The organism is Collimonas sp. OK412, from assembly GCF_900112135.1.
Classification (GTDB): Bacteria; Pseudomonadota; Gammaproteobacteria; order Burkholderiales; family Burkholderiaceae_D; genus Collimonas; species Collimonas rhizosphaerae.
Window position 1 is genome coordinate 18568 of sequence record NZ_FOLC01000005.1, and the last position, 23175, is coordinate 41742.

At 59.4% G+C, this 23175-nt stretch carries 20 protein-coding genes and 1 riboswitch; of the genes, 13 read left to right on the forward strand and 7 right to left on the reverse strand.

What is annotated here, in order from left to right:
• Positions 1 to 1977, reverse strand: coding sequence for a lytic transglycosylase domain-containing protein (locus BM062_RS07005; RefSeq protein WP_092395171.1), 1977 nt, complete (start codon positions 1975 to 1977; stop codon positions 1 to 3).
• Between the two features lie 33 nt (positions 1978 to 2010).
• Here BM062_RS07005 and BM062_RS07010 point away from each other — a divergent pair, with 33 nt between their 5' ends.
• Entirely contained in the window at positions 2011 to 2607 is a 597-nt protein-coding gene (locus BM062_RS07010; RefSeq protein WP_254784974.1) for a 5-formyltetrahydrofolate cyclo-ligase, read from the forward strand.
• On the opposite strand, the gene metF is transcribed toward BM062_RS07010, so the two are convergent.
• From metF to metK, 5 genes are all read right to left on the reverse strand, one after another.
• Positions 2602 to 3456 carry a methylenetetrahydrofolate reductase [NAD(P)H] gene (metF, locus tag BM062_RS07015; protein WP_092395177.1) on the reverse strand — a complete coding sequence of 285 codons (855 nt, stop codon included), beginning with the start codon at positions 3454 to 3456 and terminating at the stop codon, positions 2602 to 2604. The genes BM062_RS07010 and metF overlap by 6 nt on opposite strands.
• Positions 3457 to 3801 carry a phage holin family protein gene (locus tag BM062_RS07020; RefSeq protein WP_041742591.1) on the reverse strand — a complete coding sequence of 115 codons (345 nt, stop codon included), beginning with the start codon at positions 3799 to 3801 and terminating at the stop codon, positions 3457 to 3459.
• Positions 3802 to 3863: 62 nt separating this feature from the next.
• The gene (ahcY, locus tag BM062_RS07025) at positions 3864 to 5306 is read right to left on the reverse strand and encodes an adenosylhomocysteinase (protein ID WP_092395180.1); all 1443 of its coding nucleotides are present in this window, start codon (positions 5304 to 5306) and stop codon (positions 3864 to 3866) included.
• Positions 5307 to 5332: 26 nt separating this feature from the next.
• A riboswitch (S-adenosyl-L-homocysteine riboswitch) is annotated at positions 5333 to 5407 on the reverse strand.
• A 318-nt stretch (positions 5408 to 5725) separates the two neighbouring features.
• Positions 5726 to 6793 carry an AI-2E family transporter gene (locus BM062_RS07030; RefSeq protein WP_254784976.1) on the reverse strand — a complete coding sequence of 356 codons (1068 nt, stop codon included), beginning with the start codon at positions 6791 to 6793 and terminating at the stop codon, positions 5726 to 5728.
• A 150-nt stretch (positions 6794 to 6943) separates the two neighbouring features.
• Positions 6944 to 8104, reverse strand: a complete 1161-nt coding sequence (gene metK / locus BM062_RS07035; protein ID WP_014008004.1) for a methionine adenosyltransferase — start codon at positions 8102 to 8104, stop codon at positions 6944 to 6946.
• A gap of 278 nt (positions 8105 to 8382) precedes the next feature.
• On the opposite strand from metK, the gene BM062_RS07040 reads away from it, so the two are divergent.
• Genes BM062_RS07040 through dapF form a run of 3 tightly spaced genes read left to right on the forward strand, consistent with a single transcriptional unit; the run spans position 8383 to position 11039 of the window.
• Positions 8383 to 9246 (forward strand): lysophospholipid acyltransferase family protein, encoded by an 864-nt coding sequence (locus BM062_RS07040; protein WP_092395183.1) that lies wholly within the window; start codon positions 8383 to 8385, stop codon positions 9244 to 9246.
• Positions 9243 to 10130 (forward strand): LpxL/LpxP family acyltransferase, encoded by an 888-nt coding sequence (locus BM062_RS07045; protein WP_092395186.1) that lies wholly within the window; start codon positions 9243 to 9245, stop codon positions 10128 to 10130. The genes BM062_RS07040 and BM062_RS07045 overlap by 4 nt, the downstream gene beginning before the upstream one ends.
• A gap of 45 nt (positions 10131 to 10175) precedes the next feature.
• A complete protein-coding gene (dapF, locus tag BM062_RS07050; protein WP_092395189.1) occupies positions 10176 to 11039 on the forward strand; it encodes a diaminopimelate epimerase in 864 nt (287 codons plus the stop codon).
• Between the two features lie 5 nt (positions 11040 to 11044).
• Here the strand turns inward: dapF and BM062_RS07055 are convergent, their stop codons facing one another.
• On the reverse strand, positions 11045 to 12652 hold the full coding sequence (locus tag BM062_RS07055; protein WP_092395191.1) for a tetratricopeptide repeat protein: 1608 nt from the start codon (positions 12650 to 12652) through the stop codon (positions 11045 to 11047).
• A 343-nt stretch (positions 12653 to 12995) separates the two neighbouring features.
• Between BM062_RS07055 and BM062_RS07060 the strand changes: the two genes are divergently transcribed.
• From BM062_RS07060 to BM062_RS07105, 9 genes are all read left to right on the forward strand, one after another.
• Positions 12996 to 14117: a porin gene (locus BM062_RS07060; protein WP_092395193.1), complete on the forward strand. Its 1122-nt coding sequence runs from the start codon at positions 12996 to 12998 to the stop codon at positions 14115 to 14117.
• A 501-nt stretch (positions 14118 to 14618) separates the two neighbouring features.
• Complete coding sequence (locus BM062_RS07065) at positions 14619 to 15791, forward strand: porin (protein ID WP_092395197.1); 1173 nt, start codon at positions 14619 to 14621, stop codon at positions 15789 to 15791.
• Between the two features lie 180 nt (positions 15792 to 15971).
• Positions 15972 to 16637, forward strand: a complete 666-nt coding sequence (locus tag BM062_RS07070; RefSeq protein WP_092395200.1) for a DUF484 family protein — start codon at positions 15972 to 15974, stop codon at positions 16635 to 16637.
• Between the two features lie 8 nt (positions 16638 to 16645).
• Positions 16646 to 17620, forward strand: coding sequence for a tyrosine recombinase XerC (xerC, locus tag BM062_RS07075; protein WP_092395203.1), 975 nt, complete (start codon positions 16646 to 16648; stop codon positions 17618 to 17620).
• A gap of 108 nt (positions 17621 to 17728) precedes the next feature.
• A complete protein-coding gene (locus tag BM062_RS07080) occupies positions 17729 to 18322 on the forward strand; it encodes a Fur family transcriptional regulator (RefSeq protein WP_092395205.1) in 594 nt (197 codons plus the stop codon).
• Between the two features lie 70 nt (positions 18323 to 18392).
• Positions 18393 to 19433 (forward strand): CobW family GTP-binding protein, encoded by a 1041-nt coding sequence (locus BM062_RS07085; protein ID WP_092395207.1) that lies wholly within the window; start codon positions 18393 to 18395, stop codon positions 19431 to 19433.
• Positions 19434 to 19630: 197 nt separating this feature from the next.
• Positions 19631 to 20440, forward strand: a complete 810-nt coding sequence (dksA, locus tag BM062_RS25890; protein WP_371326564.1) for an RNA polymerase-binding protein DksA — start codon at positions 19631 to 19633, stop codon at positions 20438 to 20440.
• Positions 20441 to 20553: 113 nt separating this feature from the next.
• A complete protein-coding gene (locus BM062_RS07100) occupies positions 20554 to 20937 on the forward strand; it encodes a hypothetical protein (RefSeq protein WP_139220009.1) in 384 nt (127 codons plus the stop codon).
• Between the two features lie 152 nt (positions 20938 to 21089).
• Positions 21090 to 23111: a TonB-dependent receptor gene (locus tag BM062_RS07105; RefSeq protein ID WP_092395215.1), complete on the forward strand. Its 2022-nt coding sequence runs from the start codon at positions 21090 to 21092 to the stop codon at positions 23109 to 23111.
• Positions 23112 to 23175: the final 64 nt, after the last annotated feature.

Genomic DNA, 23175 nt, shown 5'->3' on the forward strand with positions numbered 1-23175 from the left:
TCAAGGCAAGGCCGATTCGACAAATCCCTTGGGCGCGACGGTGCCCAGGCGCGCTTTCAGGGATTGCGGCTTGCCGTCGAACAGGGCAGCATAATAAGTCGCGTTGGACAGCACATTCTTGACATAGCCGCGGGTTTCGCCGAACGGGATCGATTCCGCAAAAACCGCGCCTTCAACCGTGCCCGGCAAGGTCGAACGCCAGGCGCGCGGCCGGCCGGGACCGGCATTGTAGGCCGCCGACGCCAGCGCTTGCGAACCATCCAGGTCGGCCAGCACCATGCTCAGGTAATTGGTGCCCAGCAGGATGTTGGTGTTGACGTCGGAAATCTGGTCGTTGGTAAAACCGCTCAAGCCGATTTTTTTAGCAACCCAGCGCGCCGTCGCCGGCATCACCTGCATCAGGCCGCTGGCGCCGACATTCGAGCGCGCGCTCCTGATAAAACGCGATTCTTGCCGGATCACGCCATAGACCCAGGCCATGTCGAGCCCCAGGTTCTGGGTATTGGTAGTCATCACGTCCCGATGGGGCGACGGGAAACGCTGGCTGAAATCGATTTCAACCTTGGTGCGGTCGGAAGTATTCACCATGCGGTCCAGGACATTGTTCTGGCGGGCGAATTCGGCGGCGGTCAGCAACTGGCGATCCGTCATCTTGCGCAGCTCCCAGTTCCACTCGCGCACGCCTTCGAAACGCAGGTTCATGTCAAAAAAGCGCAGCGCACGGCGGAAACCTTGGTTATTTGTCATCGGCGCCATTTCGGCCGGACTGAAGGCCTGGGTGGAAGGCACCGCGATGATTTTCTGGCCCAGTTCTTCCAGCGCCAGCTGGCCGTAGAAATTGGTCTGGTCGGCGATCGACTCGAACTGCTGCTGCGCTTGCTCGGTTTTACCCAGGACCTGGTCGGCCCGGGCTTGCCAGTAGATCCAGGCCGGATCGCTGCGCAAAGCCTCCGGCATTGCCTCGATACCGCTACGCACCAGTTTCCAGTCGCTGGCGCGCAGGGCGGAGCGGACGCGCCATTGATAAGCGTCGCCCGACAATACCGCATTGCTCTTCACCTGGCGCCAGTAATCGATGGCTTGCGGTTCCAGCTTGAGCGCCGACTGCAGCGCTACCTGCGCCCATGCCAGCGAACGCTCGGCCGAAGTCAGCTGGTCGGACCCGGCGCTCAGCGCCGCGGCTGCGCGGCCGCTATCGCTCTTGGCCACCCGCCCTAAAGCCAGTATGAATAATTCGTGGCTGCTGCGGCCGGCGCCGGGACCGCGCGCAAGCACCAGTGCCGACTTGTCGATGGCTTGCGCCACCTGGGAGTCGTCGGCGTCGATATACGGCGTCATGCGGCGCGCAACAGCGGCAAAGCCGGCCTCTACCGCTTGCCGGATCTGGAACCACACGTCATCGGCGCTGAACTGGTCGTTCTGGGCCAATATGCCGATCAGGCCAGTGCAGCCCTGCCCGTAATCCTTAGGCGTGGTCAGCAAGGCGCGCGCTTCATTGGCGACGTTCACGCCTTTCAAGGCGGCCGACATCAGTGCATAGCATTTCAGCTGGGTGTCGTCGTCGAGTACGAATTTCGGATATTGCTCGTCGAAGGTGTTCCAGTCGCCGGCCTTGCCCAGCTCCAGCAGCCAGTCGTTGCGCAGACGGTCGGCGATCGCGCTGCCGTCGTAGCGCGCCAGGTAGTCGCGGATATCCGATTGCGGCGCGACCAGGTCCTTGATCAGCGGTTTCAGGCGGTAATAATCGACATAGGAAGGAATGTCATAATCACTTAAAGTAGAAGCCAGCAGCTCCGCTTTATCCGCATTGTTGGCGCGGGCGGCATCGCGCAGGGCCAGGAAACTATCGTCCTGGCCGGCGTAGCTGGCTGCGGTGGCGCCATTTGCGGAACGTTTCTGGGCATAAGCAGCGCTTGTCATCACAGCGGAGGAAGCCACGGCGACGGCGATAACAGCAAGCCATTTCTTTTTGAACATATAACTGCCAACCTTATTTTACGAGTGCGAACGATGACGCCTAGCATAGCATGTGATGCCAGTGATGCAACACCTGGACCGGACAAAGCGCAGCTGCGGCGTACCTTGCTGGCAACGCGCCAGGCTATCGACCCGGCGCACCGCCGCGATTGGGATGCTGAACTTGGAAAACGGGTAATCGCCTGGGCTACCGGCTGGAGCCAGGCGCATCCGGAGGGCACGCTAGGCGTCTATTGGCCGATCCGCGGCGAGCCGGATCTGCGCCCTGCCTACGACGAACTGGCGGCGCGCGGCATGCGCCTGGCGTTGCCGGTGGTGACAGGCGTCGACAGCCCGCTGCGCTTTGTCAGCTGGATCCCGGGAGAAGCCATGGTCAAGGATGGATTCGGCGTCGCCATACCGGCCAGCTATGTGACCGTCATGCCGCAGGCCCTGCTGATTCCCTGCGTAGGCTTTAACCGGAACAAGATACGGCTGGGTTACGGCGGCGGATTTTACGACCGGACGCTGGCGCCGCTTTCGCGGCCGCAGACAGTCGGCATCGCCTACTCCTGCGGGCTGGCGGAATTTGACGGCGCAGCGCACGATATCGCGCTGGACGCCGTCATCACTGAAGCGGCCGATTTATAGCTTGAGGCGCTGCCAGATGGCGATGGTCGCCGGCGACTGGTTCAGCGTATAGAAATGCAAGCCGGGCGCGCCGCCCGCCAGCAAGCGTTCGCACAGCTGGGTCACGACATCCAGGCCGAAGGCTCGGATCGAATCCGTATCGTCGCCGTAGCTGGCGAGCTTGAGACGGATCCAGCGCGGGATCTCGGTACCGCACATGTCGGAAAAACGCATCAGCTGCGAGTAGTTGGTGATCGGCATGATGCCGGCGACTACCGGTACTGCCGCACCCAGTTTCTGCGCTTCGTCGACAAAACGGAAATACGCATCGGCATTGTAGAAATATTGCGTGATGGCGCCGTTGGCTCCTGCCTTGACCTTACTGACAAAACGCTGCACGTCGTCTTGCGGCGACTTCGCTTGCGGATGCATTTCAGGATAGGCGGCGACTTCGATATGGAACCAGTCGCCGGTTTCCGCGCGGATGAATTCCACCAGCTCGTTGGCGTAGCGGAACTCGCCGGAAGAAATATCCATCGCACCGTAACCGCTGGGCAAATCGCCGCGCAACGCCACCAGGCGCTTGATGCCATGGTCCTTGTATTGTGCCAGGATCGCGCGCAGCGATTCGCGCGAGCTGCCCAGGCAGGACAGGTGCGGCGCAGCCTCATGGCCCTCGCTGCGGATGTCGAGCACCGTATCCAGCGTCCCCTTCTGGGTCGAGCCGCCGGCGCCGAAAGTGACCGAAAAATACCGTGGGTGCAGCTCGGCCAGCTTGGCGCGCGTCACCCGCAGTTTTTCGGCGCCTTCGGGTGTCTTGGGCGGGAAAAACTCAATGCTGAAATTCTTTTGAGCGTTTTTTTGTGACATCTAATTCTTCTTCAGTAGCAAGGTGGAAAGTGCCCACGAAACGATGCTGTACAAGATGGCGCCACCGACCGCCGACCAGAAACTCGCCACGTAAAACCCGCTCACCAGGTGCGACACCAGCCAGAACATCAGGCCGTTGATGATGAAGATGAACAAGCCCAGCGTCAGCAAAGTCGCCGGCAAGGTCAGCAGCAGCAGGATCGGACGGATCAGGGTGTTGACGAAGCCCAGCACCAGCGCCGCGATCAGCGCCGCGCCGAAGCTGGCGAACTGCACCGAATGCATCAGATACGGCACCGCCAGCAAGGCCAGGGTATTAATCAGCCAGGTAATCAGTAAGCGCATCGTGTGTTCCTCTTGGAGTTGCGGGACCTGCGCACCGGCGCTTGCCGGTGCGCAGCCGGCGGTTAGTAGCGGTAATGTTCCGGCTTGTAAGGACCGGTTTGCTTGACGCCGATATAAGCAGCCTGCTCTTCGGTCAAGACCGACAGCTGCGCATTCAGTTTTTTCAGCTGCAGGCGCGCGACTTTTTCATCCAGGTGTTTTGGCAAGGTGTATACGCCGACCGGATAGGCCTTGGTATTGACGAACAATTCAATCTGGGCGATGGTCTGGTTGGCGAACGACGAACTCATCACATACGACGGGTGGCCGGTACCGCAACCCAGGTTCACCAGACGGCCCTCGGCCAGCAAGATGATGCGCTTGCCGTCCGGGAAAATGACGTGGTCGACTTGCGGCTTGATGTTTTCCCAGGTGTATTGCTTCAGCGCGGCGACTTCGATTTCATTGTCGAAATGGCCGATGTTGCAGACAATCGCCTGGTCCTTCATCTTTTGCATGTGGTCATGGGTGATCACATGGTAGTTGCCGGTGCAGGTGACGAAGATGTCGCCGTGCTCGGCTGCGTATTCCATGGTCACGACGCGATAGCCTTCCATCGCTGCCTGCAGGGCGCAGATCGGATCGACTTCTGTCACCCAGACTTGCGCCGACAGGGCGCGCATGGCTTGCGCCGAACCCTTGCCGACGTCGCCGTAACCGGCGATGACGGCGACCTTGCCGGCGATCATGACGTCGGTGGCGCGCTTGATGCCGTCGACCAGCGATTCGCGGCAGCCGTACAGGTTGTCGAACTTGGACTTGGTGACCGAATCGTTGACGTTAATCGCCGGGAAAGCCAGCTTGCCTTCCTTGTGCATCTGGTACAGGCGGTGCACGCCGGTAGTGGTTTCTTCCGTCACGCCCTTGATCTGGGCCAGGCGCGTCGAATACCAGTTTGGCGCCGTCGCCAGCTTTTTCTTGATCGCGTTGAACAGGCAGATTTCCTCTTCAGAGCCTGGATTGTTCAAGACCGAAATGTCTTTTTCTGCACGGGTGCCAAAGTGCAGCAGCAGTGTTGCGTCACCGCCGTCATCCAGGATCATGTTGGCTTGCTGTTCGCCCGGCCATTCGAAAATGCGGTGCGTGAAATCCCAGTAGTCGTCCAGCGATTCGCCCTTGAAGGCGAACACAGGCGTGCCGGCTGCGGCAATCGCGGCGGCGGCGTGGTCCTGGGTCGAATAGATATTGCAGGATGCCCAGCGCACCTTGGCGCCCAATGCTTCCAGGGTCTGGATCAGCACCGCGGTCTGGATCGTCATGTGGATCGAACCGGTGATACGTGCGCCCTTGAGCGGTTGGGCAGCGGCGAATTCTTCGCGGATCGCCATCAGGCCCGGCATTTCGGTTTCGGCGATCTTGATTTCCTTGTCGCCCCAGGCGGACAAGCTGATATCGGCAACCACGTAATCGTTGGCGGTGGAAGTTGTCGAGGAATGTGTAGATGCGTTCATGACTGCGGCGTTCATCACGCCCTCCTTTCGTTAGAAAAAAAGTAACGTGAGCGCAGTTGCAAAATGACTGTACCAAGCCTGGCAGACCGTGTCTGTCGCAACGCTCCTTGGATACGAGCCGCCATTTTAAACCTAGATTCGGTAGTTGGACAGGTGCGAGTGTGCTTTTTTCCGGTTCTCTGGCTAGGCGCGACGACGACGCGGACTACATTCCGCTAGGAGGAGCAACGACGCCAGAGAGCCGGAAAAATGTGCAATCGCATCTGTAGCGCTCTCGGCAAAAAAATAAACCCAATTAAATGAGAGAAAATCAGATTTTATGTTGCCGTCCAAAGACAAGCGAGCGATCAACTGCCGAATCTAGGTTTAAGCAAACGGCAAGCTTTCGGCTAGATGAAGCGCTTATTCCGGCTATCCGGCTTGGCGAATAAGCCTCAGACCCAGCCCATTTCGTGCAACTCGCTCTTGATATAAGCATAGTAAATCGGCGCCGCCACCAGCCCCGGCAAGCCGAACGCGGCTTCGGTCAGAACCATCACCAGCAGCAATTCCCAGCTGCGCGCGTTGATCTGCGATCCTACAATGCGCGCGTTCAGGAAATATTCCAGCTTGTGGATCACGATCAGGAACACCAGCGCCGCCGCCGCCACATAGATAGACACCGACAACGCAACCAGCACGATCAGCGTATTTGAAATCAGGTTGCCAATCACCGGCAGCAAACCCGCCAGGAACGTGACGACGATCATGGTCTTGGTCAACGGCAGGTGGATGCCGCCGAGCCGCAACACCACCAGCAGGAAAATCGCCGTCAGCGCAGTGTTCAACAGGGAAATCTTGACCTGGGCGAACACCACGCGGTGAAACGCGTCTGCCAGCAGGTGCGCTCGTCCCAGCAGCTCGGCGGCCAGCGGCTGCAGCAGCGGCATCGGATGCGCAGCATTCAGGGCCACCATGGCGCCCAGCACCATGCCGACCAGCACGTGGACAAATACCTGCACCGCTTCCTTGCCGGCCAGCTGCACATCGCCGCGATGCGATTGCAGCCAGTCGCTGATGATCTCGCGGATGTCGTCGATATCGTCCGGCAGGTACTGCTGCAGCCAGGCCGGCAACTGGGTGCGGGCCTGGTCCACCACCACCATCAGCTTCCCTTGCAGCACCTGGATACGATCCGGGCCGCCATGGAAAAAGGCCACCAGGCCGACAATCGCCAGCGTCAGCGCGCCGATGATGATGGCCGACAGGAACACCACCGAAATCAGGTGTGCGCGCTGGCTGGTCAGGCGGCGCTGCACCAGGGGCGTCAGCGTGCGCACCAGCTCGTAGACCAGCAGGCCGGCCAGCAGCGCCGTCAGCATGTGCAAGGTCATCACCAGGAACAGCGCCGTGAGCGCGACCAGCCAGGCGGCCAGGCGGAAACGCGGCAAGGTGGTCACCACGGGACGCAGAAGCGGACCATCGGCGGATGAATCGGAAACGGATTGGGGGGCAGAGGCCATGGCGGACTTGTTTCTTTTATCGTAGTCACTGAGGTGGTCAGTGTAGCAAGTCGCTACCATCGTGCAAAGCACGATTCCGGCATCGCCGATGTTTGGTCCGGCATGGCGGGGAAATGGCACATCCATCCCCGCCATGCCGGCGGGCGGCAATTACAGGGCGGCGGCTTTCAAGGCAGCGGCCTTGTCGGTGCGTTCCCAGGTGAATTCCGGCTCTTCGCGGCCGAAATGGCCGTAGGCTGCGGTCTTCTGGTAGATAGGGCGCAGCAGGTCCAGCATCTGCACGATGCCTTTAGGACGCAGGTCGAAATGTTCCAGCACCAGCTGCGCCAGTTTCTCGTCGCTGATCTTGCCGGTGCCGAAGGTGGTCACCATCACCGAGGTCGGTTTGGCGATGCCGATGGCGTACGATACCTGGATCTGGCAGCGGGTCGCCAGCCCGGCGGCCACGATGTTCTTGGCTACATAACGGCCGGCGTAGGCTGCCGAGCGGTCGACCTTGGACGGGTCCTTGCCGGAGAATGCGCCACCGCCGTGAGGCGCGGCGCCGCCGTAGGTATCGACAATGATCTTGCGTCCGGTCAGGCCGCAATCGCCTTGCGGGCCGCCGATGACGAAACGGCCGGTCGGGTTGATCAGGTAGCGGGTGTTTTGCAGCCATTCCTTCGGCACCACCGGCTTGATGATTTCTTCGATCGCCGCTTCTTCGATCGCCTTGTGCTGCATCTCAGGCGCGTGCTGGGTCGACAGCACCACGGTGTCGATCGCCACCGGCACGCCATCCACGTATTTCAACGTGACTTGCGACTTGGCGTCCGGGCGCAGCCACGGCAGGCGGCCGTCCTTGCGCAGCTGCGACTGGCGTTCGACGATCCGGTGCGCGTAATAGATCGCGGCCGGCATCAGTTCCGGCGTTTCATCGCAGGCATAACCGAACATCAGGCCCTGGTCGCCGGCGCCCTGGTCGAGATCGATGCCCTTGCCTTCATCCACGCCCTGGGCGATATCTGGCGATTGCTTGTCGTAGCCGACCAGCACCGAGCAACTCTTGTAGTCGATGCCATAGTCGGCGTTGTCGTAGCCGATACGCTTGATGGTTTCGCGCGCGACGGCGATGTAATCGACGTTGGCGAAAGTGGTGACTTCACCCGCCAGCACGACCAGGCCGGTATTGCACAGGGTTTCGGCGGCGACCCGGGCTTGCGGGTCTTGGGTAAAGATGGCGTCGAGGATCGCGTCGGAAATCTGGTCCGCGACTTTGTCGGGATGACCCTCGGAAACGGATTCGGAAGTAAAGAGGTATTCATGTGCCATAACAGGCTCCTACAAAAAAAACAGTGGTGACCATGTCGCAGTCAAACCTGTTGAGCCTGCGACGCTTTAGCGAAATTTGTATGCCGCCTCGCAAGTTGTCTATTAACTCGGCGGATAATGCTAATTACTATATATTAAGATAATTCTGGCAAGCAATCTATCCGCTTTCCAAAATCACCTTGCAACGATATTCGGTTTTCAAACTATTGTGCTATTTTACGCCTCTTGAAAAAAATCGGCAAAATCCACCCTCTTTTAGCTCTTGATGAGCTCCGCCAATGCTTGTAACACTCTTCCGCCTGCTGTCGACGCTCCCTTTATTTTTCTTGCATGCAATAGGGACGCTGGGCGGCTGGCTAGTATACCTGGCCTCGGCTTCGTATCGCAGCAAATTGAAGGACAACCTGTTCCGGGCCGGTTATCAAGCGGCTTTGCCGCAGGCGATCAGCGAATCCGGCAAGAGCATGTTCGAGCTGCCGTTCATCTGGTGCGCCGAGCCGCAGCGGGTGCTGCGCACCGCCACCATCGAGAACTGGGAACTGGCGCAAGCAGCGCTGGACGCCAAGACCGGCGTGATCTTCCTGACCCCGCACCTGGGCTGCTTTGAAATCATCGCCCAAGCGATCGCCACCAAGACTCCGCTTACCGCGCTGTACCGGCCGCCGCGCAAAGCTGCGCTCAAACCCTTGATCGAAGGCGCGCGCGGGCGACACAACCTGTTGCTGGCGCCGGCCAACCTGGCCGGCGTGCGCACTTTGTTCAAGGCGCTCAAGAAGGGTCAGGCGATCGGCTTGCTGCCGGACCAAGTGCCGCAAAACGGCGAAGGCATATGGGCCGATTTTTTCGGTCGGCCAGCCTACACCATGACCTTGCCGGCCAAGCTGCAGCAGATGAGCGGCGCGCCGATCATCCTGTCTTATGCTGAGCGCCTACCGCACGGCCGCGGTTACGTGATCCGCTTCGTGCCTTTCGATGAAACCCCTGGCCACACCCCGGAGCAGCGCACGCTGGCCATCAACCTGGCCATGGAGAAACTGATCGCGCGCTGCCCGGCACAATACATCTGGAGCTACAACCGCTACAAGACGCCGCCTGGAGTCGAGGCGCCGCCGGCATCCGCCGCACAGGAGCCGCAGGCATGAGGGCCCTGCTCGGCATGCTGTGGCTGGCGCATTTCCTGCCGCTGTGGATCCTGGGCCCGGTCGGCGAAGCCCTTGGCTCGCTGCTGTTTATCATCATGAAACCGCGGCGGCATATCACGCTGACCAATCTCCGGCTGTGTTTTCCAGACATGACTGAAGCCGAGCGCGTGGTGCTGGCGCGCCGGCACTTCCAGGCTTACTCGCGCAGCGTGCTGGAGCGCAGCGTGCTGTGGTGGGCTTCGGAGAGCCGCTTGCGGCGGCTGATCAAGATCGAATCGGACCTGCCGCTCAGCACGCTGCAGGCCGGCCCGACCATCCTGCTGTGCCCGCATTTCGTTTGCCTGGAAATCCCCGGCATCGCCCTGGTGCTGAATTCCTCGCTGTCGATCTGCACCATCTATACGCGCCAGCAAGATGCAGTGACCGATGCCGCGCTGCTGAAGGGCCGCTCGCGTTTCCGCCCGGTCAAGCTGTTTACCCGCGAGCAAGGAGTCAAACCGATTATCCGCGCCATGCGCGAAGGTTTTCCTTTCATCATGCTGCCGGACATGGACTTCGGCTTGAAGGACGCCGAGTTCGTGCCGTTTTTCGGCATCCCGACGGCGACGCTGACCGCCACCGCCCGCATTGCCGCCGCCACCAAGGCCAGCGTGGTGCCGATGATCGCGACTTTCCTGCCCGGCTACAAAGGCTGGAAAGTGACCTTTTATCCGGCATGGGAAAACTATCCGGGCGACGACATGACAGAGGCTACCCGCCGCATGAACGCATTCATCGAAGCCCGCATCCTGGAAGCGCCGGCCGAGTATTTCTGGGCTCACAAGCGCTTCAAGACACGCCCGCCTGGCGATCCCGATGTTTATTCGCCGCCGGCTGGGCCGTAATTCAACAGTGCTGCGCGCCGGCGCCGTTTCCACCATAATGTACGCATGAAACTCAAATTCACGAAAATGCATGGTGCAGGCAATGATTTCGTTGTCATCGACGCCATTCACCAGCATGTCGATTTCACTCCGGCGCAATGGCAGCAACTGGGCGACCGCCGTTTTGGCGTGGGCGCCGACCAGATGCTGGTGGTGGAAAAATCGCAGGCGGACGGCGTCGATTTCCGCTATCGGATATACAACGTCGACGGCGGCGAAGTTGAGCAATGCGGCAACGGCGCTCGTGCATTCGTCAAGTTTGTCACCGACAAGGGTTTGACCGACAAGCGTGCGATACGGGTTGAAACCATGTCCGGCATCATTGAACCAAAGCTGGAAGACGACGGCCGCATCACGGTAGATATGGGCGCGCCTATCCTGGCGCCCGCTGCAGTGCCGTTTGACGCCAGCAACCTGGACAGCCGCGCGATGGGCGACGATACCCTGTGGCCGCTGGACATCCAGGGCAGGCAGGTCTGGATCTCGGTGGTTTCCATGGGCAATCCGCATGCGGTGCAAGTGGTCGACGACAGCGAAGCGGCGCCAGTCCTGACCGACGGCCCTCTGATCGAACACCACCCGCGTTTTCCAAATCGCGTCAATGCCGGTTTCCTGCAGGTTGTCGATCGCCACCATGCCAAGCTGCGCGTATTTGAACGCGGCGCCGGCGAAACGCTGGCTTGCGGCACCGGCGCTTGCGCCGCAGTGGTGGCAGGAATACGCCGCGGTTTGCTGGATTCGCCGGTCAAGGTGCAGACCCATGGCGGCGAATTGTCGATTGCCTGGGCCGGCGACCGGCAGCCGGTATTGATGACCGGTCCGGCTGTATCGGTATTCGAGGGCGAAATTGAAATCGGCGACGCCGGCTGAGCTTGTCAGTCGGCGTCGGCCTCTAACTCCACCGCCGGCAGCGCCGTCTTGAAACGGTAAAGGCGTTGCCGGTAATTTCCTTCAGGCCCGTTCGGGCCGCAGTCCACATCTTCAAACAAACGTGCAATCCGGCTCAGGGCCTGGCGCTCGTCGCCGGTCTGGATCTGGATCAAGCGCCGCTTGCTGCGCGCGTACAGGGTACGAATGTCGACCACCAGGCAGTGGCCGCAATCAGCCTGGTTCAGATCCAGCAACAGCGCTTCCGGCCGGCTCAGGCCGAACAGGGTGGCCAATTCGATGCGCGCCGCCAGGAACGGATGCGCCTTGACCTGCTCGCGTGTCAGCTGCTGCCTGGCGGCCTCGGCCCATGGCGCCGGCCGCGCGCCGTCGGCAATCTTGTCCAATAAGTCGGCTGCCTCGCGACTGCCCTGAGCAGCTGCCTTTTGCAGCCAATACACCGCGCGCACATCGTTGGCGAGTTGCTCGCGGCGATTGCGCCAGGCGCTCAGGCCGCACTCCAGCTGCGCCGCGCAATGGCCCATTTCAGCGGCGTGCTCCAGGTGACGCTGCATATCCACCAGATTGCGCTGGGAAAATTCGGACTTCAGATAAATCCGCGACAAGGCATACCAGGCATCCGCCAATCCGGCTTCGCCGGCCAGCGTCAGCCAGCGGATTGCTTTTTTGTAATTTGCGGAACCGCTCCCCACCAGCAACCTCTGGCCGTCGCTGTTCATGCGGGCATACCACAAGCCCAGCGCCAGTTGTGCAGCCTTGTCGTCGCCATACGCCGCCAGTTCAAGAAACTGCTGCACCTCGGCTGCATCGAAGGCATCGCTGGTCTGCAATATCTGGGCGCAACGCAGCAGCAGAGACAGGTTTTCCTCGCCAAGCTGGCGCGCCAGGGTTTCCGACGGCACATTCAATTGCGCCAGGATGTCGACATATTGCTCCGACAGCACTCTGGCCAGCGGCAATGCTCTTTCCAGGAAGACCGGCCAGTCGGCTTTTTCCCAGGCCAGTTGCGCCAGCGATTGCTGCGCCTGCATCACGCCGGCATCTGCGGCGCGCGCAGTCCACTTCAGCGTAGCGTCCTGCTCCGTCTTGTTTTCAGCCTTCGTATCGCTGACAGGCACCGCCGGCGACTGCCGGCCGACCGTGACCGCCGGTGCGCTGTCGGCATGCTGCGCCAACAGCCACTGGGCCTCGGCAACGCCTGCGTTGGCAGCGGTTTCCAATACCTTGATCACCTTGGCGCGCAGTCCCGGCAGTACCTGCTCACCGCCAAGCTGGCCGTTGCCGGTCAATACCAGTTGCGCCAGCACCAGGCCCGCCTGCATCACGCCGGCATCAAAAGCCCGTTCATACCAGACGCAGATGGCCAAAGGATCCGCAGCGGCACGCGCCACTTCCAATGGAATATGGCTGCCGATCAGCATCCAGGCTTCGGACTCCTGTTGTTGCGCGGCACGATCCAGCCAGTGCAGCGCAGTCGAGAAGCTTTGCGGCAAGCCATTGCCGCCAAACAGATAACGGGTACCTAAAGCCAGCTGTGCTGCGCCTTGCCCTGCGCGAGCGGCGCGGATAATCGCTAGGTCCTCACGTTTAGCCATAAAGTATTCATTATAAAAACCTAAATTATGCTCGATAAATCAATTAAGTTTTATTTTTGGCCGTTTTTTGCAATCTACGCGTCTTTTACGCTACATGGATTTACAAATCAACCATATCTGACTACACACGCTAATGGAAGCCCAGGTCCAGAAGTCTTTCGGGGAAGGAACATGAAAAACACACAACAGTTGCGAAAATACAACGAATTTCATTATTAACACTAATTTCCACAAAATAACAAATAACCAACTGACAAAACAGCATTCTTTTATGTCAACTCCGTTTAATGTTCGCGGCTCCGGCAAAAAGCTCAGTTGCCGATCATCAAATCAAGGACGTTAAATGAAAAAATCACTCATCGCATTGGCCGCACTCGGCACAATCGCCAGCGCCGCACAAGCGCAAAGCTCGGTCACCATCTACGGCACCGTCGATACCGGCATTACTTTCTCGAACCACAACGCCAGAACCGGCACTGCCAGCAACGGCAACAAGTTCGGCGTTGGCTCGGGCAACATCGACACTTCGCGCCTCGGCTTCAAGGGCACCGAAGACCTGGGTGGCGGCCTGAAAGCTTTGTTCCAACTGGAAACCGGCTTCAAAAACGATACCGGCGCGTTCGACGGCCAAGGTTTTGCGCGCAAATCGGTGGTTGGCCTGGCCGGCAACTTCGGTACAGTGACGCTGGGTCGCCAGTCCGACATCCTGGACGATGCTGGCCATGCATTCACGTCTGTCAAAGACTTCGGCAATTTCGTTGGCAGCCCGCACGCCCTGGATCGCCTTGAAGGCATCCGCACCCAAAATTCGATCCGCTACGACAGCATGAACCTGAGCGGCTTCACCGGCAGCCTGATTTACGGCTTCGGCGAACAAGCCGGCCATACGACAGCAGGCCAATCCTTCGGCGCCGGCGGCACTTACGCTAACGGCCCGCTGGGACTGTACGCTGGCTACTACCAATCGAAGTTTGGCGCCACTCCTAGCGACACGCTGATTTCCAGCGTCACGGCCCTGACTGGCCTGACGCCAGCCCAACTGTCCGCCGCCAACCTTGACGGCACTACAGTTAACAAGACATTCAGCCTGGGCGCCAGCTATCAAGCCGGTCCAGCACGCCTGTATGGCAACTGGTCGCGCGTCAACGTGCCTGACTTGCTCAAGCAAAATGTTTTCGAACTGGGCGCAGACTATGCCGTGACAGCACCGATGCACCTGCTGGCAGCGGTTCAGCACACAAAAACATCGATCGACGGCAGCCAAGGCTCCAAGCCATCGGTGACCCAGTTCAACCTGGGCCTGGACTATTACCTGTCCAAGCGTACCGACCTGTATACCCTGGCTTCCTACGCAAAGGGCCGCAATGGCGCGCTGGTTGGCGACCTTTCCGCTCCTGCAGTACAGGGCGACAATGGCAACAGCAGCCAGACCGCGATTGCTGTCGGCATCCGCCACAAGTTCTAATGCACTTGGACTTTATTGTCGCTTGACAATAAAGTCGGTTGCATCGAGGGGGCTTGCATGCCCCCTCTCCTCCTGGTTCGACGCATCAATCGCTACGGCCGGGAAGAAGAGTCGCCTGCACGTAGCCCGACATTATTTAAAAATAGAAGATTTTGACGTACATTGTCGCCAAAACCTGCCTTAAAAAAAATTGGAAATAGCAATTTTCAGATGCACTGGTGCCTCATGCATCTTTAGCATGCCAGATAGCAAATAATATCCCCTCCGTTTTTTTTGCCTCCCCAGCAAGCCGTTTGGAAAAGCACAACCAGCCCAGTGCGCGGGCTTGCGCTGCCTCGTGTCACAAAAATACAACAGAATTAACAATCTTCTCCAATTTCGACCAATTTATAGCATCACAGGAAACCAAACCGCCAGCATAGCCAGCGAGACACCTTAATGTTCATCCATCCGGCAAGATGTACGGATCCTTAAGACAGTTTTCTAAATAAAGGACGTCAAATGAAGAAATCACTAATCGCACTGGCCGTACTCGGCGCAATCGCAGGTGCAGCACAAGCTCAAAGCTCCGTCACTATCTACGGTATCGTCGACACTGGCATCGTTTACACAAGCAAAGCTGTAACCGCAACTGGCGGCACAGGCAGCAAATTCAGCGTTAACTCCGGCGTTATCCAAGGTTCGCGTCTGGGTTTCAAGGGCGTTGAAGATCTGGGCGGCGGTCTGAAGGCTCTGTTCCAATTGGAAGCTGGCTTCAACAACGACACTGGCGCATTGAACGGCCAAGACAAGGGCGCAACTAACCTGTTCCGTCGTAAATCGGTAGTCGGCCTGGGCGGCAACTTCGGTTCCGTTCTGCTGGGTCGTCAAACTGACATCCTGGACGACGTCAGCCAATGGACTTCGGTTCAAGATTTCGGTGGCGTAACTGGTTCCGTCGGTCACAACCTGAACCGTTTGGAAGGTACACGCACCAACAACTCGATCCGTTACAACACACCAGATCTGTCCGGCTTCACAGCTAGCGCAATCTACGGTTTCGGCGAAGCAGCTGGTCAAACTTCGAACGGTCAATCGTTCGGTCTGGGCGGTCAGTACGCTAACGGCCCACTGGGTCTGTTCGCTGCTTACTACCAATCGAAACTGGGCACTATTGGCGGTACTAACGCCAGCGACACTTCGATCCTCGGCAACACGTCATTCGCTGGTCACGGCGCTGCCGGCGACACAGCTCTGAAGACATTCAGCCTGGGCGCTAGCTACCAAGTCGGCCCTGCACGTCTGTATGGTAACTGGTCGCGTACCAAGCAACCTCTGGCATACGCGACAACTACAGGCGTCCTGACAAATGGCGGCTTCACAGTTGGCAGCTTCAACAACACCAAGGCTGACATCTTCGAACTGGGCGTGAACTACGCTGTTACAGCTCCTCTGCACCTGTTGGCTAGCGTTCAGTACAACAAGCTGACATTTGCTGATGCTGGTTCCGCCAAGGGTAAGCTGACCCAAATCAACCTGGGTACTGACTACTTCCTGTCGAAGCGTACTGACCTGTATGCATTCGTTTCGAACCTGCGCGCTAAGGATGCTGTCAATCCAGGCGTGTATGGCGACAGCCTCGGCAACACTGGCAACCAAACAGCAGTTGCTGTTGGTATCCGCCACAAGTTCTAATTTAAGCTGGCCGAACCCGCAGCAGCAAGCGGGCCAGGTTGCTTGACTAGAGATGTAAAAGGCCCACATGGCTTGCCATGTGGGCCTTTTTTATTGCCCGCCGGTCTGGGCGTCAGGTTGTCACGCACCGGTATAGCGGTGTACCCTTGATCATTCTCTTTTTTCATCACCGATACACACATGAGCTTCCAACCTGATCCCGATACTGTCGCCCAATATCTGATCGACTCTCCCCATTTTTTTGAAGAACATGCCGAACTGCTTGCCAAGATCCGCCTCAGCAGTCCGCTGCTGGGCCGGGCCGTATCGCTGCAAGAACGGCAAATGGAAGTGCTGCGCGAGAAAATCAAGGTACAGGATCTGCGCCTGGCCGACATGATGCGCAATGCCCAGGAAAACGATACAAGCTCGCACAAGCTGCATGCCTGGACCCGCAGCTTGCTGCTGGCCCGCAACGATGTTGATCTGCCGCACACGCTGGTCGACGGCCTGCGCACCGGTTTTGCGGTGCCACAAGCCACCCTGCGCCTGTGGGGCGTGGCGGAGGATTATTCTCATACATGGTTTGCGGCGGAAGCATCCGAAGACGCCAAGATTTTCGCGAATGGCCTGAACCTGCCGTTTTGCGGCAGCAACAACGATTTCGAAGCAGCCTCCTGGCTAGAACAGGATATCCAGTCCGTCGCCATGCTGCCGCTGCGCAGCAGCACCGCCACCCCGGCAACCTTCGGCCTGCTCGTGCTGGGCTCCCCCGATCCGCAACGCTTCAGCGCCGACATGGCGACCGATTTCCTGGTGCAGATTGGCGAGACTGCAAGCGCGGCGCTGGCCTGCCTGCTCGAATAACTTCGATCGTGAGCGCCGGCGCCAACCAGTCTTATCTCAGCGGCTACCTGGATAGCCTGGCCGGCCAGCGGCAGCTGTCAGCGCATACCATCAGCAACTATGGCCGCGACCTGAAAGAGCTGGCAAGCCTGACTCAAGCATTGGGAGATAACTGGGAGTTCGCCGCCGTCACCCATTTCCACATCCGTAAATTTGCCGCGCAACTGCATTCCCGCGGTTTGAATCCCAGTTCGATCGCACGTAAACTTTCGGCCTGGCGCGGATTTTTCGAATGGCTGGCGGAGCAGACCACGCTCGCCAGCAATCCTGTCGAAGGCGTCAAAGCGCCCAAACGCGCCAAACCGCTGCCGAAAGCGATGGCTGCGGATGACGCGATACACCTGGTCGCCAGCGGCAACCCGCTGGCCGATGCCGGCTCCAGCATGGCGTTATGCAACCAGGCGATGTTTGAATTGCTGTATTCCAGCGGCCTGCGAGTCTCGGAACTGGCGGGGCTGGACCTGCGCTACAGCCGCCAGGCAGACCATGAATCGGCCGGCTGGATCGACCTCGACGCCGCCGAAGTGACAGTCACTGGGAAAGGTGGCAAGATGCGCAGCGTACCGGTAGGAAAACCGGCAATACAAGCCATTGCTGCCTGGCTGCCGCAACGTGCGGCATTGCTCAAGAGCGGCCAAGGCAAACATGCAGCAGCCTTATTCCTGACCGAACGCGGCACGCGCGTCTCGCCGCGCGTGGTCCAGCTGCGCTTGAAGCACCATGCGCAGTCGCTTGGCATCGCCAGCAACGTCCATCCCCACGTACTGCGCCATTCGTTCGCCTCGCACATGCTGCAGGGTTCGGGCGACTTGCGCGCAGTGCAAGAACTGCTGGGCCATGCGTCGATTGCCGCCACCCAGGTTTACACCTCGCTGGATTTCCAGCGCCTGGCGCAGGTATATGACGCCGCCCATCCGCGGGCAAAAAAAATCACCGAGAAATAGACAGCAGGCACGCCGCGAACGACGGCCGTTTGGAACATAAACCACATCAAATATGCAACTGAATTGCATTTCAGGCATAATTGAAGCCTTAGCTACCGACATTGCCATATGAACCCAGGCCCAAAATCCAAATCTGCAGCGACCGCTGCCGCCGCCAGCTCTCGTCCGCATGCGGCAGCATTGGCCGAGGCGCAGCTGCGCGAGGCTGCGCTGCGCATCACCCCTGCCCGCATCAAGGTACTCGCTACCCTGCTGGAAGCGCGCTGCGCTTTTTCGCATCAGGACATGCAAGACCAGTTTGTCGAGATGGACCGGGTGACCTTGTATCGCGCCCTCGACTGCCTGACAGACGCCGGCCTGGCGCACAAGATTGCCGGCGACGACCGTGTATTCCGCTATAGCGCCGGCACCGAACACAGCGAGTCCAGCCACTCCGGCCACGCGGCACATCACGCCCAGCACCAGCACGGTCATTTCAAATGCACCCGCTGCGCCAAGGTATTCTGCCTGGACGGCAGCGGCGATGCCGGTTTCCTCGACAGCATACTGGCGCTCGGCGACAGCCATGCCGGCAACAGCACCACGCCGGCCAAGCTGCGCAAGCAGCTGCAGCAAGCTTTGCAGGACACGCTGGGCAAAGGTTTCCAGGGTCATGAGATAGAACTGACCATCAAGGGCTGGTGCGCCGACTGCGCGCATTAATCTGCCGTAGCGGCTTGCCCGTCCCATCCCTCCCGGCTTCATATCGTTTTTTACTTTTCCGGATCCCACCATGGCACTTATACCAACCACCATCCTGACCGGTTTTCTCGGCGCCGGGAAAACCACTTTGCTCAACCGCATCCTGCAGCAGCAGCACGGCCATAAAATCGCCGTGATTGAAAACGAGTTTGGCCAGGAAAATATCGACAATGAAATCCTGGTGCAAGACAGCACCGAACAAATCGTTGAAATGAACAACGGCTGCATCTGCTGCACGGTGCGCGGCGACCTGATCGTCGCCTTGACCACGCTGGCGCGCCGCCGCACCGCAGGCGAACTGAATTTCGACCGGGTGATCATCGAGACCACCGGCATGGCCAATCCAGGACCGGTGGCGCAAACCTTCTTTGTCGACGACGAAGTAGCGATGCACTTCATGCTCGACGCCATCGTCACCGTGGTGGACGCAAAACACGCGATGATGCAGCTCGACCAGCAGGAAGAAGCGCAACGCCAGGTCGGTTTCGCCGACAAGCTGCTGCTCTCCAAGACCGACCTGGTGACACCGGAAGAAGTGGCCGCCCTGACCAGCCGCCTGAAGCGCATCAATCCGCGTGCGCCTGTCATTACCCTTGATCCGCAACATACGCCGATAGAAGAAATCCTGGACATCCGCGGCTTCAACCTCAACGCCAAGCTGGAAATCGATCCTGACTTTTTGGCAACCGAGGAAGCGCACGCCCACGAGCATAGCGGCGACGACTGCGACCATCCGTCCCACCACCACCATGACCACCACCACGCGCATCACGACGATGAGATCGCCGCTTTTGTTTTCAAAAGTGAAAGGCCGTTCGATACCGCGCGCCTGGATGAATTCCTGGGCGGCCTGGTGCAGGTCTACGGACCGCGCATGTTGCGCTACAAAGGCGTATTGTTGATGGATGGGGCCGACCGCAAGGTGGTGTTTCAAGGCGTGCACCAGATCATGGGCAGCGATGTCGGCGGCAAATGGGACGCAAATGAGACACGCGGCAGCAAAATGGTCTTCATTGGCAAGAATCTGCCGAAAGACATCTTTATTCGCGGTTTGGAGCAATGTTTGGTATAAACTATGGCAGTTTTGCGCTGGGAAATCACTGGATAGCGGGCCAATCACACCATTGCTTGGCCGCTGATTTAAGGGAGAGGACCATGAACCTGACCGTTAAAAAGACCGTTGCCAAGAAGGCACCGGCCTCGCTAGGCAAATCGACGCCGAAAGCCCGGCAGGCTGCTGCTCCCACCAGCAGTAAGGTTAAGAGCGCAGTGAAGAGCACTGCAAAAAGCGCGGCCAGCCGCGTAAAAGTCGCTGAAAAACCGGCAAAACTTTCCGCCAAGGCGCCGCGGAAGACCGAGCCTCCCGTTGCCACCGCAAGCAAGGCGGTTCCCAAAGTTGCCAAACCCAGTCCCAAACCTGTTGTAAAATCCCTAGCCAAGAAAACGGCGATTGCCAAGTCATCCTCCGCTGCGGCGGCAGACAAGGCAGCGCGCAATACCCAGGCCAGTAGTTCTGTAACAAAGAAACTGAGTTCCCCAACGGCCAGATCCGTCGCTAGCAGCACCAGCAACAAGCCCGCAAGCGCCGGATTAACGGATAAAATTGAAAAAAACGTCGTATCGAAAGCAAGCGAAGTGGCTACTAAAACAACCAAACCAACATCTGATTCCATTCTGTTGACCGAAGAGCAAATCCTCAAGATGAGCGAAAAGGACTACATGAATGAAGCGCAACTGGCTTTCTTCAAGGCGCGTTTGCAGCAGCTAGAAATCGACCTGCTCAAGAACGCCGGAGAAACCACGGAACACTTGCGCGAAACCGTCCTGGTGCCGGATCCCGCGGACCGCGCCACCATCGAAGAAGAACATGCGCTGGAACTGCGTACCCGTGACCGCGAGCGCAAGCTGCTGAAGAAAGTGCAGCAATCGATCGCATCGATCGACGCCGGCGAATACGGCTGGTGCGAAGAAACCGGCGAACCGATCGGCATTCCACGTTTGCTGGCGCGCCCGACCGCCACCCTGTCGCTGGAAGCGCAACAACGCCGCGAACTGAAACAAAAGCTTTACGGCGATTGATTCCCGGAGCGGTCCGGCTGCGGGAAAACACTAGCCAGAGCAACGGCCTTGCTTCCCCTGCCTGACCGCTGTCGCTTTTCCTGCTGTCGTGTCCCGCTTATCCAGATTCCTTGATGCCAGCCCAAGCCCTCCGTTCGAGACGCTTCCAGCACGCTGCCCCGGCGCCAGTGCTGGCGCTTGTGCTGATATGCACGATCCTGTTCTCGCAATGGCTGGGACTGACGCATAGCATTGTCCATGCGGCCTGGGAAAACAAGCAGTCGACCAGCCTGACGCACATCACGTCGGTAATCGAACGCGTCATCGAAGGCGGCGGCAAAGCGCATCACTCTTGCGCAGCGTTCGACGACGCCACCCTGGCGGCGGCGATCTACTCGGTCCCCCTGAACCTGCCGCCCCTGCCTGGCAAACACCTGTTGGCCTTGTGGCAGGCGTTCGCTTCCTGGCACGCCCCGTTCACCTGCCACTTTTCACCGCGCGCACCACCTCGTTCCTGACAGGACGCAGCCAACCGCTTCGCTTATCCCGAAGCATCACACCATTTATCGCCGTCGCCCGGATGCCAGACCACGCGGGATCGATCGCGTTCTGACGCGCGTATTCCGCATCGATCCGGAAGCCGACGGCCATTACCTGTCTAGGAATCATCATGCTTGCCCAACGTACGCTGTTATCCAGCGCGGTCCTGTCCGCGCTGGCCGTTCTATCGTCTACCGCATCGGCCCAGGCCGACACTGCCGAGCAGGCCAAGGCCTTGCCGCCCATCGTGGTCAGCGCCAGCCCGCTCAATGCCAATGTCGACACCCAGATCCTGGCTCCGGCCAAGGTATTGTTCGGTGAAGAATTACGCAACAAGACCGGCGCTTCGCTGGGCGACACCTTGTCGCAGGAACTCGGCGTGTCGGCATCCGGCTTCGGCGCCGGCGCCTCCCGTCCGATCATCCGCGGCATGGAAGGTCCACGCGTCAAGATCCTGCAAAACGGCATGTCGGTGGCCGATGTCTCCAGCCTGTCCAACGACCACGCGGTAGCCACTGAAGCGGCGATTGCACGCCAGATTGAAATCCTGCGCGGCCCGGCCGCGTTGCTGTATGGTTCCGGCGCCATCGGCGGCCTGGTCAACGTCGTCAATGACCGCATCCCTACCGAACTGCAAAAAGGAATCAGCGGCGAGGCTGAGGCCCGCTATGGCAGCGGCGACAACGGCAGAAGCACGTCGCTGGTGCTGGACGGTTCTACCGGCCCGATAGGCATGCACCTGGACGGCAACTGGCGCGACACCGGCAACTACAAGATCCCGGAACACGCCAACCGCAACGACGCCGGTTCCGCGTCGGGCCGCCTGCCAAATTCCTTCACCCACGAAACCGGAGTCGGGGCCGGCGCGTCCTATATTGCGTCCTGGGGCTATATCGGCGCCTCCGTGGCAACCCTGGATGACCACTACGGCATCCCCACCGCGGAAAAATCCTTTATCGACCTGCATCAAACCCGCTACGACATTGCCGGCCAGATCGACAACCCGCTGGCCGGTTTCGAAAAGCTGACGTTCAAGCTCGGACACACCGACTACACCCACACCGAGAAACAGGAAAACGGCACGCCGAATACGATCTTCTCCAACAAGTCAACTGAGAGCCGCTGGGAACTCGCGCACAAGCCGTTAGCCGGCTGGCACGGCACCTTCGGCATGCAGACCGAAGACACGCGCTTCTCGGCCCTGGCGGCCGAGAGCGGCTTGCCGGATACCGTGCCGCGCACCAAATCGACTTCGATCGCGGCATTCCTGGTGGAAGAGCGCAACTTCGGCCCGGTGCTGGCCAGCGCCGGTTTGCGCCTTGAATCGGTGAAGCGCCGCCCCGAAGCGGAATCCGGCTTCGCCGACCGCAAGTTCAACCTGGCGTCCTATTCGGCCGGCGCCCTGTGGAGCTTCCTGCCAGGATATGGCTTCGGCCCTACGGTGTCGATCGCGCAGCGGGCGCCCGCGGCCGAAGAACTGTATTCAAACGGTCCGCACGAATCCACCGCCACGTTCGATATCGGCGATCCGGCTTTGAAAAAGGAGATTTCGCGCAATATCGAACTGACCTTGCAAAAAACCAGCGGACTGATCCGCTGGAAAGCCAACCTGTTCCAGAACCACGTCAGCAACTATGTGTTTGGCCGCAACGCCGGCACGGTTGACGACAGCGGCGCACCTGATCCGGCCGGAGAATTCACCGAGCGTTTCTGGTCGCAGGCAGACGCTACCATCCGCGGCGCCGAGGCTGAACTCAGCTACAACCTGCGCGGCGAGGGCTTGTCGATACGCGGCTTCGCCGATACCTCGCGCGGCCGGCTGGATAACATGGGCAACCTGCCCTTGCAGCCGGCTAGCCGCTATGGCGTTGATCTCGGTTATGCGCAGGGCGCGTGGCGCAGCGGCCTCACTATCCTGCGCGCGCAGCAGCAGGATCGGCTGGCGACCTTTGAGAACAGCGTGACGCCGGGCTACACCAAGATCGACGCCAACCTTTCTTACACCCAGCAAGTCGGTTCGCTGCAGCTCACCTGGTTTGCCTTGGCCAAAAACCTGTTGAACCAGGATATCCGCCTGGCGACCTCGGTATTGAAAGATGTCGCACCGCAGCCGGGACGCAGCTTCATCCTTGGCGTACGCACCAAGTTCTAAGCCGGAAAAACGGGATTGCGAGGCCAGCAAAACGCCAGGCAACAAGCTGCCGCGCGGTCCCGGT